This is a genomic window from Kordia sp. (assembly GCF_022447245.1).
Classification (GTDB): domain Bacteria; phylum Bacteroidota; class Bacteroidia; order Flavobacteriales; family Flavobacteriaceae; genus Kordia.
The window spans coordinates 44518-57554 of the sequence record NZ_JAKVBC010000013.1; the positions used below are offsets into that span (position 1 = coordinate 44518).

At 34.3% G+C, this 13037-nt stretch carries 12 protein-coding genes; 7 read left to right on the forward strand and 5 right to left on the reverse strand.

The genetic code is table 11. The features are described 5' to 3' along the window. Window positions 1–239 precede the first annotated feature (239 nt). Complete coding sequence (locus MK119_RS10675; protein WP_290678186.1) at window positions 240–1028, forward strand: glutamate dehydrogenase; 789 nt, start codon at window positions 240–242, stop codon at window positions 1026–1028. A 65-nt stretch (window positions 1029–1093) separates the two neighbouring features. Here MK119_RS10675 and MK119_RS10680 read toward each other — a convergent pair whose 3' ends face one another. Beyond that, window positions 1094–2236 (reverse strand): cystathionine gamma-synthase, encoded by a 1143-nt coding sequence (locus MK119_RS10680; protein WP_290678189.1) that lies wholly within the window; start codon window positions 2234–2236, stop codon window positions 1094–1096. A 184-nt stretch (window positions 2237–2420) separates the two neighbouring features. On the opposite strand from MK119_RS10680, the gene MK119_RS10685 reads away from it, so the two are divergent. Beyond that, on the forward strand, window positions 2421–4067 hold the full coding sequence (locus tag MK119_RS10685) for a M1 family metallopeptidase (RefSeq protein ID WP_290678192.1): 1647 nt from the start codon (window positions 2421–2423) through the stop codon (window positions 4065–4067). 77 nt (window positions 4068–4144) lie between these two features. On the opposite strand, the gene MK119_RS10690 is transcribed toward MK119_RS10685, so the two are convergent. Together MK119_RS10690 and MK119_RS10695 are read right to left on the reverse strand one after the other, a co-directional pair. Continuing rightward, window positions 4145–5998 carry a PLP-dependent transferase gene (locus tag MK119_RS10690; protein WP_290678195.1) on the reverse strand — a complete coding sequence of 618 codons (1854 nt, stop codon included), beginning with the start codon at window positions 5996–5998 and terminating at the stop codon, window positions 4145–4147. A gap of 217 nt (window positions 5999–6215) precedes the next feature. Continuing rightward, complete coding sequence (locus tag MK119_RS10695; protein WP_366512793.1) at window positions 6216–6521, reverse strand: DinB family protein; 306 nt, start codon at window positions 6519–6521, stop codon at window positions 6216–6218. Window positions 6522–6771: 250 nt separating this feature from the next. On the opposite strand from MK119_RS10695, the gene MK119_RS10700 reads away from it, so the two are divergent. From MK119_RS10700 to MK119_RS10720, 5 genes are all read left to right on the forward strand, one after another. Then, window positions 6772–7122, forward strand: coding sequence for an ArsC/Spx/MgsR family protein (locus tag MK119_RS10700; protein ID WP_290678197.1), 351 nt, complete (start codon window positions 6772–6774; stop codon window positions 7120–7122). Then, complete coding sequence (locus tag MK119_RS10705) at window positions 7122–8021, forward strand: DMT family transporter (protein ID WP_290678200.1); 900 nt, start codon at window positions 7122–7124, stop codon at window positions 8019–8021. Before MK119_RS10700 ends, MK119_RS10705 begins: the two co-directional genes overlap by 1 nt. After that, on the forward strand, window positions 8018–9160 hold the full coding sequence (locus MK119_RS10710) for a hypothetical protein (protein ID WP_290678203.1): 1143 nt from the start codon (window positions 8018–8020) through the stop codon (window positions 9158–9160). The genes MK119_RS10705 and MK119_RS10710 overlap by 4 nt, the downstream gene beginning before the upstream one ends. Window positions 9161–9612: 452 nt before the next feature. Further along, a complete protein-coding gene (locus MK119_RS10715; protein ID WP_290678206.1) occupies window positions 9613–9924 on the forward strand; it encodes a hypothetical protein in 312 nt (103 codons plus the stop codon). Window positions 9925–9960: 36 nt separating this feature from the next. Beyond that, window positions 9961–10095: a hypothetical protein gene (locus MK119_RS10720; RefSeq protein ID WP_290678209.1), complete on the forward strand. Its 135-nt coding sequence runs from the start codon at window positions 9961–9963 to the stop codon at window positions 10093–10095. Between the two features lie 85 nt (window positions 10096–10180). Here the strand turns inward: MK119_RS10720 and MK119_RS10725 are convergent, their stop codons facing one another. Beyond that, the gene (locus tag MK119_RS10725) at window positions 10181–11758 is read right to left on the reverse strand and encodes an NADP-dependent glyceraldehyde-3-phosphate dehydrogenase (RefSeq protein ID WP_290678212.1); all 1578 of its coding nucleotides are present in this window, start codon (window positions 11756–11758) and stop codon (window positions 10181–10183) included. Between the two features lie 11 nt (window positions 11759–11769). Further along, window positions 11770–13035, reverse strand: a complete 1266-nt coding sequence (ilvA, locus tag MK119_RS10730; protein ID WP_290678215.1) for a threonine ammonia-lyase IlvA — start codon at window positions 13033–13035, stop codon at window positions 11770–11772. Between the last annotated feature and the right edge of the window lie 2 nt (window positions 13036–13037).

The following is a 13037-nucleotide window of genomic DNA, read 5'->3' on the forward strand; positions in this document are numbered from 1 at the left end:
GATTAACAAATTTTTATTAATATCATTATTTGACCATGCAAATATACATTTAATTAAAAAAAAACATTCTTTTTTTTACAATTTGGCAATTTCAACTTTTAACTAGATGAATGAGCCTTTTATCTATTACATATGACATCTTGAAGATAATAAAGGTTAGATATTACACTTTTTGTTTTTTTGTTTTGAGGGTTTTTATATATTTGCTGTATAGCCTCATATAAATACTGGTTTATAACATGTTAAACAGAATCCGCCCTATCCTCCTACTTTTCATGCTGATGTGTGTCGGTACAACATATGCTCAGTTTGGGTTTTCCCATGAAATTGGCTTTGTCGTTGGACCAAATGCATTTCAGTCTGACTATGGAGAACGTAATGACTTTGAAACCAACATTGGAAATGTTGGTGCCGAGTTTGGTATCGTACATTATTTAAACTTCTCTTATCGTGCAGAATGTAACTGTTTCACACGTTACACATATTTTAATGACCATTTTAAGGTAAGAAACGAACTTACATACACAACTGTTAACCTTGAACATTTTGGAAGATTTGTTGGAGATGATAAAGTTTCTATAACTGCTGATCAGCTTCGTGCTATGACTGGAAGTACGCGTGTTTTAAACTTAGGAACACAATTAGAATTCTTCCCAAGAAGTATTAGAGAGTTTGAAAGTGGTGGTTATTTATTAGCACCTTACGCAGCTCTAGGAGCGCAATACCATTATTATACCCCAACTGTTCAATCAGATCGAGGTCCGTTAGCTAGTCCAGGTGTTTTACCTATAAAGTATCAAGATGCTTACAGAAATGAATCTAGTTCTACTTGGTCTATTGTAGCTAGTGTTGGTACACGATACAAGTTTACAGAAACATCCGATTTATTGCTTGATTTACGTTGGAGATACTATTTTTCTAACTGGGTTGACGGATTAAATCCAGATGAAAACCTATATCCTGAAAACAAAGCAAATGACTGGAGTTTTGTAATTAGCGTAGGATATATTTATTATTTAAACTTTTAATATATACATTACATATTTGAAAAGTCATTCTGATGAGAATGGCTTTTTTTTGTGACTTAGAATTTTTATTTGGATAATGCTTGCGCTAAATCTTCAATAAGATCATCAACATCTTCAATTCCTATACTTAAACGAATCAACGCATCTACTACACCTATTTTTTCTCGCGTTGCTTTTGGAATACTTGCATGTGTCATACTTGCGGGATGACCTGCTAGAGATTCTACACCACCTAAAGATTCTGCTAAGGTGAAAACTTTTAAATTTTCTACAATTTTTATTGCCTGATCATAATCGTCTCCTTTCGTTACAAACGAAATCATCCCACCAAAGTCATCCATTTGCCTTTTTGCTATATCATGATTTGGATGATCTTCAAGTCCTGGCCAGTATACTTTTTCTACTTTTGGATGTGCCGCTAAATATTCAGCAATAGCTTTTCCATTTTCACAATGTCGTTGCATACGCACATGCAAGGTTTTAATCCCTCGTAATGCCAAAAAACTATCCATAGGTCCACAAATAGCACCACTTGCATTTTGGATAAAGTATAATTTATCTGCAATTTCTTTGTCCTTTACTACCAAAGCTCCCATTACCAAATCACTATGTCCGCCAATATATTTGGTAGCAGAATGCATCACAATATCGGCACCTAAATCTAACGGACGTTGCAAAAACGGAGTTGCAAAAGTATTATCAACAGCCAATATGATATTATGTTTTTTAGCAATTGCAGCAGTCACTTCAATATCAATAACATTCATCATCGGATTCGTTGGTGTTTCTGTCCAAATGAGTCTAGTGTTTTCATTGATATATGCTTCAATATTGCTTGCATTTTCCATTCTGATAAAATGAAATTTAATTCCATAATTTTCAAAAACCTTTGTAAATAAACGATACGTTCCTCCATACAAATCACTGGTAGAAATAACCTCGTCACCCGATTTTAATAATTTAATTATGGCATCAATAGCTGCTAAACCTGAACCAAAAGCCAATCCATAGTTTCCATTTTCTAGACTTGCCAATGCGTTTTCTAGCGGAGTTCTGGTTTGATTATGTGTTCGTCCATATTCATACCCTTTATGACCACCGGGCGTGCTTTGTGCAAACGTAGATGTTTGATATATTGGTGGCATTACAGCTCCATAAGCTTTGTCTGGTTGCTGTCCGCCATGAATGGTTTTAGTGTTGAATTTCATAAGTATTCTTCTTTAATATAAAACTAGATTCAGAAATCATCAATACGCTTACATATTCTTAAAATCGCGAATTGTTGCTTGTATTACATTCTCGTTCCTGTGAGTTGTATACAAATTTAACTTTTCATTTATTAGTTTTCAGATTATAGCTGTACCTTTATCAATACGTAACTTTTTTATCAAAATGATACATAAAAATAACAACTTCTCCGCATATCTTCTTTTAGTATTTGCATTTACTAGCTTGCAAGCATTTTCACAGAATTTTACAAAACAAGATACATTACGGGGTTCCATCACGCCAGAACGTGCTTGGTGGGATTTGACACATTATCATTTAGATATTACTGTTGATCCTGACGAAAAAACCATCAAAGGAAGCAATACCATTCAATATAAAGTACTGGAAAAAGGACAAAAGACGCTTCAGGTAGATTTGCAACCGCCATTACGAATAATTAAAGCTATTCAAAATGGTAAAGAATTAGAGATTACTCATGAAGGAAATGCACATTTTATTCACCTAACTAAAAGACAAAAAAAAGGAAAAATATATAATATAAAAGTTTTTTATGAAGGAAAGCCAAAAGTAGCTAAACGTCCACCGTGGGATGGCGGAATTACATGGTCTAAAGATGCTAATGGTTTACCATTTATAGCTTCTTCTTGTCAAGGGCTAGGTGCGAGCGTTTGGTGGCCTTGTAAAGACCACATGTACGATGAAGTAGACAGCATGAAGATTAGCGTGAATGTTCCAAAGAATTTAATGAATGTTTCTAACGGACGACTCATAAAAGTGGAAGAAAAAGATAATACTACTACAACTTATCATTGGAATGTTGTGAATCCTATTAATAATTACGGTGTAAATATCAATATTGGTGATTATGTACATTTTGGCGAAAAGTACAAAGGCGAAAATGGCATGTTGGATATGGATTATTATGTGCTTCGAGATCATTTAGACAAAGCCAAAAAACAGTTTAAAGATGCAACTCGAACACTGGAAGCTTTTGAACATTGGTTTGGTCCATATCCGTTTTATGAAGATAGCTTTAAGCTTGTAGAAGCGCCATATTTAGGTATGGAACATCAAAGTTCGGTAACGTATGGAAATGGATATAAAAACGGTTACAGAGGCACTGATTTGAGCGGTTCAGGTTGGGGATTGAAGTTTGACTTTATCATTATTCACGAATCAGGGCATGAATGGTTTGCCAATAATATTACCAATATTGATATTGCTGATATGTGGATTCACGAGAGTTTCACAGCCTATTCTGAGAACTTATTTTTAGATTATTTTTATGGGAAGAAAGCAAGTGCAGAATATGTGATTGGTACACGTGCAAATGTTCAAAATGACCGTCCGATTATTGGCATTTATAATGTAAATCATGAAGGTTCGGGCGATATGTATTACAAAGGTGCCAACATGTTACATACAATTCGTCAGTTGATTGATAATGACAAAAAATGGCGTAGTATTTTGCGAGGATTGAATAAAGATTTTTACCATCAAACAGTAACGACACAACAGGTTGAACGTTATATAATAGAAAAGTCAGGGATTGATTTTTCTTCTGTGTTTGACCAATACTTACGAACTACTGACATTCCTGTATTGCATTATAAAAAAGATGGTAAAAAGCTCATGTATCGTTGGGAAAAAGCAGTAGTCCATTTTGATATGAAAGTCCGCGTTGCTATTAACGATACTATTATGCTAGTTTCACCAACCACCAAGTGGCAAACTAAGGAAATGCCTTCCAATGTTTCGAAAGTTGTGGTAGATCCTAATTTTTATGTGATTGCTAAGGAAACAGAATAGGTTTTTAGTTGCTTTATTTCGACTCTATTCATTTCCACTATGCTTAATGTGTATAACAAAAAGACAAAATTAACCAACTAAGCAGGAGTCAAAATTTCTTCTACAAAGTCCATAAAAACTTCTTCATGTCGTTGTAAATTCATATTTGGAGATAGTGCAACACGTGCAATATAATCTTTGTCGCCTTCTTTTGTTGTTCCTTGTGTAGATGTTGCCGGAATCGTCCAATAACAACCTTTTAATTGCCCATAACTTACACAATACTTACTTTCATTTGGAATTTCGGCAATCATCATGTTGATTAATCTCAGATTCAACGCTCTTTTATACGCTTCTCTTTCTTCATTGGTATCTCCTTTGGTAGGAAGATCTAATGAGAATACCGAAGGTGTAAATCCTTCCGCAGCAAGTTCTTCAGAAACAAAATTGATTTTTGCAGTAGGTAATGTTGTTTTTATAAAATTCACAAACTCACGCGTATTTTTATAAGCAGCTGCAATTCGTTGATTCATAGAAGGCATTTGCTCCGCTAATATCTCATACTGTAGGTCAGTTGCTTCGTTATCACACAGAATTAGGTGTTTTTCAATAGTGTCAAACACACTTGCTACTTTTTCATTTCCAATACAGTATCCAGCTGTACACAATCCACCACTTGGGAATTTTGATCCACTAGAATACGAAATAGCACGAACTGTTGACAGTATTTTTCCTTCTCCTAAAAAGTGGACATTTGGACAAAAAGTTTGATCTAAAATAAATACAGGCTCTATGGCAGTTTCACCAGTTGCAGTTATACGTTTTTTGCTTAATGTTTCTTTTAGTTGCATTAAATCTGGAACTTCCACTCTAGGATTCGTTGGAATTTCTGCAATGATATACGGAATGGCATCTTCGTGAGCAACTTTAGCTAAAATTACATCTATACTTTGCACCATATCACTATCGCCATCTACATGTAAATCGACAACTTCAACATTATCAATACAAGCAGCTACACGTCTTGCTTGATCGTTTGTTCCTCCATAACAATTTGTAGGCACAATAAACTTAATTGCTTTTCCAGAATGATTTTCAAACGCATCCTCAATCAAGCCCATCATAATAGCATATTGAATAGAAAGTCCACTAGAACCTACTAAAGCTTTTGTGCTGACGTCCGTAATTTTCCGAATGGTCTTTGTTACCAAGGCTTTGTCATTAGCAACATTACGTATTTTTTTGCCTAAAGTATTTCCTAACATCGTACTTAAAGCTACAACACAATTTACAGGTGTCATTGCAACCGTTTCTCTTCTACGAACATGCTGAATTTCTGAAACATAACTTGCATCTTGTTGATTGTTTACCAATAAAATGCTTCCCAATTTTGAATGTATATTCACTACAAAATCAATTGTTGAAGCAAAATTCACCATACTTAATTCGTCTTGCTGATCTATTAAAACTGTGCTTCCATCAAACGGAGAAAGGCTTTCCAGATTTTCTACTTGTTGCAATTCAAAATTATAGTTATATACATGCTTCAATAAAGCTTCGTCAAAAATACTTGGCAATGTATCTGTATAAACAATTCTTGTATTTTTATTAGCTAATAGATTTTTTCTCAAAATTGCCATCACAGGAATGATGATCGATTGAAAACTGATGACATTTTCAGGTTTTATATTATTCAACTTTGCAATTCCCCATTCCAACACACAAGATAATGGATGTCCTAAACGAATATAGTCGTATGCAGTTGGCAATTCATTTAACGTTGCTCTATCATACGTATTACTTTCATATAAGTTTTCAAATTGGTCTAAAAACTCAACTTTTGCTAGTTTTTCCGTGTAAATATCTAATCGATGCGTAGTTAGTCGCAACCAACTATCAGGCATATTCTCTAAGATATTTTTTATATGTGTGAGTGCTGTATTGCCTTCCATTCTGTCTACTCGACAATCGAGATTTAAATCCTCCGACGATTGTGCCGAAATGTTATTAATTGTTTCCTCTAAGTCCTTCGTTAGCTTTCCTAAAAGTCGCTAACTCAGATAGGTGGTAAATATACGATAATTGTACCTTTTTAAGGTGTTATGAGTCGCATTAAAGTATCAATACTTTCTAAACATCATGTTAAAAATTTAATCTTACAAAATTTACTTACAACGCCTTTTTTAACGCCAAAATATATCCGTAATGCATCCCTTCGTGTATATTGTTGAATTCAATAGCTTCATACACATTGCTTAAGGTAGTTCCTAAGCTAAGGGTATATTCAGTATAGTTTTTAAATATTCCTGCTGCCAAATCTTCTTCTGTTTTTATCAATAAATTATCTAACTGATCATAGACTTCATCTACTTGTTCTTGAGTAACATCAGCTTCTGGTTCTGTTCCTTTTTTGTATTTAGAAACCATTTCATCCGATACATGCATTGGTAAATTTGACAGTCGATATACTAACAATTGCTGCGCAACTACAATGTGTGCAATATTCCAAAATATATTTGGAAATCCCTCTGGGATTTATTTAAATCTTCTTAACTGATCTCTTTTAAAAGTCGTTTTATGACATTTCTATTATTTTGAGTAACGGTCCTTGTAAAATTCATTTGCTATATTTTTATTAAAAGTATTCATTTTTGATGGAAATGAATTTTCTTTGTAAAAATTATCACAATTAATAAAAAATAACTTCTTTTAAAACTCCAACCCTGTGAAAAAAATATATCACTTAAAAACTTGCAATACTTGTCAACGAATTATTAAAGAGATTCAACCAACACCTGACTTTGTATTACAAGGAATTAAAGAAGAAGTAATTACTGTAAAGCAATTGGAAGAAATGCATGCCCTTTCTGGAAGTTATGAAGTATTGTTTAGCAAGCGCGCAAAGCTTTACAAAGAAATGGACTTAAAAAACCAAGAGTTAAGCGAACAAGATTACAAGCAATACATTTTAGAGCATTATACATTTTTAAAACGTCCTGTGATTATTGTAGATGACCAAATTTTTATTGGAAATTCTACAAAAACTGTTGCCGCAGCTAAAGAAGCAATATCCTAATGTTATCTAAAAAAGCCTTTGCCTTTATTGCTGCCTTTATGGTGCAAGTTTTTTATGGTGTAACATTTACGTTTGCTTCCGATGTGATAAAAGGCGGTCATATTGAACCTTATGGATTTATACTATTACGCGTAGCTGCAGCAGGTGTTTTATTTTGGCTATTCAGTTTTTTCGGCCCAAAAGAAAAGATTGATCGTAAAGATTATATCACTTTCTTTTTAGGTGCTGTCTTTGGAATTACCATAAACATGCTTTGTTTTTTCAAAGGTTTCGAATATACAACGCCAATTCACGCTTCTGTGATTATGGTGGTTGTCCCGATTATTGTACTGATACTCTCTGCCATTTTCTTAAAAGAAAAAATAATTCCCACCAAAATCATCGGGATTGTTTTAGGACTTTCAGGAGCTGTTATTCTTAGTATTTATGGAAAAGCTACAGCAGATTCTACTAATATTCCACTTGGAAACTTTCTTGTGTTTATCAATGCGGTTTCGTACAGTATTTATATCATCATCATTAAAAAGCTGACGTATAAGTACCATCCGATGACTTTTATAAAGTGGCTGTTTTTGTTTGGAACATTCTTAGTACTACCATTCGGTTATTCACAATTAAGCGTGGTAGATTGGGCTAGTTTTTCACCATATATATTTTTTGAAGTTGGATTTGTAATTGTTGGTGCTACTTTTGCGACGTATTTATTAAATCCATTGGCATTGCGTGAATTAAAAGCTTCAACTGTTACAACATTTTTATATCTTCAACCTGTAATTGCAGGAATTTTTGCGGTTCTCGTAGGTAGTGATTCGCTAGATATTGTTAAAATTGTTGCTGCAATTCTCATTTTTGCTGGAGTATATCTGGTTACCCTTAATAAAGTCAAAAAACGTACATGAGTTACGCTCCGCCTATTTTTTATAATAGTATCAACGATATTCCTTCGGCTTATTGGGAGCAGTTAGGTTGCGGAAAAAATACGTACTATACACCTGAATTTCTTCGTGCGTACGAACTTGCAAATGACGACATTGTGTTTCGGTATATTATCATTGTCAACGATCAAAAAAAAGCGGTTGGTTTTGCCGCTACACAGACAGTGACGATTCCCATAGAAACCATTACACAAAATATTAAAATTGCAGAATGGATCAAAAAAACAATCAATAGTTTGTTTTGCAACGATTCGCCTAAAATTATGTTTTGCGGAAATGTCTTTTTAAGTGGCGAATACGGTACTTTCATTAAAGATGGAGAAGATTTAAATGCCGTATTTCATGAATTGGCTGCTGCATTAAAAGTTGTCATGAAAGACACAAAACGATTGCATGCAGTTTTTGTAAAAGATTTTAAAGAAACATCATTGAAACTAACCGATCAACTGAAAGATTACGGTTACACTCCCATGAAGGTAGAACCTAATATGATTATTATGCTCAAACCTGAATGGACATCTTTTGATGATTATAAAAATGAGTTGAAATCTAAATACAGAGTCAAAGCCAATAGAGCAGATAGCAAAAGTGAACATTTGGTTGCAAAAGAATTTACTTATCAAGAAATTGAACAATATAAAGATGAATTGCAAGCTTTGTATGAAAACACCATTGCCAATGCAAATTTTAATGCGCAAGTGCTCGATTTAGATACATATATGCTATTGAAAAGAACTTATGGCGATCAATTTATTGTAAAAGGATATTTTTTAGAAGATAAGCTCGTTGGTTTCTTATCTGCCATACGCAATGGACACAATTTGGATGCACATTTTATCGGATTGAATTATGCACTAAATAAAGACTATTCTATTTATCCACGAATCTTAAACGATTATGTGCGTTTGGGAATTTTGTATGGTTCAAAACGTATCAACTTAGGAAGAACCGCTTCCGAAATTAAAAGCACACTTGGCGCCAAACCACAAGATTTAACTTGCTATATCCGACACAAAAGACCTTTTATTAATAGTTTGATGAAGCCTTTTATCAAAAACATTAGAATTAAGTCGTTTAAAGAACATGCTCCTTTTAAGAAGTAGGCTTCTAGACTTTCTTAGATTTGCTTCGCGCTTAGATTGTTAGACTGGTTTCGTTACATTGAGTAATTAAACTCATCATTTTCAACTAAATCTCGACTGTGCTCAATTTGACACGCAAAAGTGACAACTAATAAACATCACTTCGAATGATTTTTCGAAGAAAAATAGTATCGAGAACTACTTTGAAGCAGCAACGGCATTTACATAAATATTCTTTTTGCAGAATTCACTTTATAAACTATTTATTGTCATACACTCAAAAACCGCTTTCATAGCAATTTATTCTTGCTCCATGGTATTTTATTAAAATTGTGTATCATATTTTATCAATTTTGACTTGTAATCAAAGACAAACAATTCGATTTAGCAGCTACAATTTTGTTTTTGCATTTCAGGCGAAATCCGAAAAGCCATTATAAATAGAGCATAGGAATCATTTAACAATAAATATCATGGCAAACGCAACAGCAAGCTCAAAAGACGGAGTATGTACTATCACATTACCTCCAAATGTATCAAACATAATTTTACAACCAAAAACAAGCGGCACAGCTGCATGGGTGAATTATTGTTCATGGAATGGAAAATGGAGTTTATCTGAACCTACCGCTACTCCTCATCATCATCCACTTGAAGAATGGTCTGCACATCAAACGAATTTAGAAATTTTATCCAACCATTTTAACTTGATCAATAGTACCACAAAGCATGGAACTATAACAACAGGCACAAATCCTTCAATAGCAAATATGACAAGTATGTAGTAGACCTTTACGCATCAAGAAGATCCATCAAAAACTATGTTATCAGATAAACTAGATATTAGCACAACAGATGTAAACGATAACCTAAATGTAATTACAATTATGGCAGAAGATGGAGACGATCAAAATTACTTAGATTTCCAGATGGTCATTACAATCACAGATAATTAAAATCACAAATTCTAAGTAACTATATATAAAGTTTCCTTCATAACTTATGAATTTGAAGGAAACTTTATGCTATTCTAATTATACTTTAAAGAATATAATCTGTACTTACGAAATTAGAAGCTCTGGTTTGCAACAATTCCGTTAAGATTTCATTGTTATAGTCATTGTCTTTGGAAGCTACAAACGTTCTGATTGAGAACGAACGCAAAGCATCATGCACACTTAAGGTCGCTACTGCAGAATCTTTTCTTCCCGTAAACGGATACACATCTGGACCGCGTTGACACGAACTGTTTAAATTTACTCTACATACCAAATTTACCAACGTATCAATTAATGGAGCTAGTGTTTTGATGTCTTTTCCAAACAAACTTACTTGCTGCCCATAATTGGATTCCGCCATATCATCCAACGGTTGTTCAATGTCTGAAAATGGAATCACAGGAATGACTGGACCAAATTGTTCTTCTTCATACACTCGCATATCTTTTGTCACAGGATATAACACAGCTGGAAATATATAATTATCGGTAGTTTCTCCACCTTTTGCATTGATAATGTTTGCACCTTTTTCGGAAGCATCATCAATTAATTCTTGAATATATGCTGGCTTGTCTGGCTCAGGTAATGGCGTTAATTTTGCGCCATCCTCCCAAGGATTTCCAAATTGCAGAGCATCTACTTTTGCAGAGAAACGCTTGTTGAATTCGTCTACAATGTCTTCATGTACATATAACACCTTTAATGCCGTACAACGTTGCCCATTAAACGAAGTAGTTCCGGCAATACACTCACTGATTGCCAAATCTAAATCAGCATCTTTCAATACAATCGCAGGATTTTTGGCTTCCAAACCTAATACCATACGCAAACGGTTACTTTTTGGATGTACATTTTGCAAAGCATACGCAGATTTACTATTTCCAATCAACGCTAAGACATCTACACGACCATCTTTCATAATTGGTGTTGCTACTGTTCTTCCACGTCCGTAAATGATGTTTACAACACCTTTTGGAAAACTATTTTGAAATGCCTCTAATAATGGTGATAGTAATAACACACCAAATTTAGCAGGTTTGAAAATTGTTGTATTTCCCATGATTATCGCAGGAATCAACAAAGCAAATGTTTCATTTAGCGGATAATTATACGGCCCAAGACATAATACAACACCTAAAGGTCCACGACGAATATGCGCATTGACACCACCATATTTTTCAAACTTCGCACTGTCACGATCCATTTGTGTATAATCTTCAATAGTATCATAGATATACTGAACCGTTCTGTCAAACTCTTTTTCTGAATCTGCTAAGTTTTTACCTATTTCCCACATGAGCAATTTCACAACTTCATCGCGTTTGGTTTTCATTTGTTCTACAAACTTTTCCATACACGCAATTCGATCAACCACTTTCAACGTTGGCCACAATCCTTGCCCTTTGTTATAAGCAGAAACCGCAGAATTTAAGGCTTCTAAGGCTTCTGTTTCTCCTAAAGTTGGAATGGTTCCAAGTAATGTGGGTTGATAGTTTTCTGTGGAAGAAATCGTAGAATAGACTTCAGAGGTTTGTCCTGACCATTCTTTTAATTCACCATCTACTAAATATGTATTTTGAGTAAGTGTTTTTTTAATTTGATACTGTTCGGGAATGTTCATTGTTTTTTTATTTAAACTAAGAATTGAAATAAATCGGGTTTATCATTTAAGTAGTCGCCGTAAAAGTTTCTTAATTTCATTTTTGTGATTAATGCTTCTAAATCGTCTGCGTTTTTTAGCTGCAATCCTACAACTGCTGCACCGTTTTCACGATTGGTTTTTTTGGTATATTCAAAATGTGTGATATCATCCGTTGGACCTAAAATTTCAGCTACAAATTCGCGCAAAGCACCTGCACGCTGTGGAAATTTGATAATGAAGTAATGCTTCAAGTTTGCGTAGAGCAATGCACGTTCTTTGATTTCCGCAGTTCGTGTAATGTCATTATTGCTTCCACTCACTACACATACTACATTTTTTCCTTTTATCTCATTTTGATATTGCGGTAATGCACTTAAACTTAAAGCTCCAGCAGGCTCTACTACAATTGCTTGACGATTGTATAGATCTAAAATTGTTTGACATACATTGCCTTCATCAACCGCAATCATCTGATGTAAATTTTCTTTGCAAATCGCAAAATTCAAATCGCCGACACGTTTTACTGCCGCACCATCCACAAAGTTTTCAATGTTTTTTAACGTGGTATTTCTATCTTTTTGAATAGAAGTTGACATCGAAGGCGCACCTTTCGGTTCTACACCAATAATTTTTGTGTTTGGAGACAACATTTTGAATACAGAAGATAATCCTGCCGACAATCCGCCACCGCCAACTGGCACAAATACATAATCAATTGGAGTTTCTAGTTGGTTTAAAATTTCCAATCCTGTAGTAGCTTGCCCTTCAATAACTTTTTCATCATTGAACGGATGAATAAATGTTTTGTTTAAGCGTTCTGATTCCTCCATAGCTGCATGATACGCATCATCAAACGTATCGCCAACCAAGACAACATCAACATATTCCTCACCAAACATTTTGACTTGCTCAATTTTTTGATTTGGTGTTGGTGTTGGCATGAAGATCGTACCTTTTATTTGCAATAGTTTACACGACAAGGCAACACCTTGCGCATGATTTCCAGCACTAGCGCACACAATTTCGTTTTCAATTTGTGTCGCTGTCAACGATGCTATTTTATTGTAAGCACCACGAATTTTATAAGAACGAACTTGTTGTAAATCTTCTCGTTTTAGGTAGACATTACAATTCCATTGTTTTGAGTAGTAATCATTATAACTCAAAGGCGTTACCGAAGCAATGCCTTTGAGTGTTTTCGCAGCTCTTTTGATAGCTGCTAACGTTGGAGCGTATGTTTTTGCAGTAAGTTCCATTT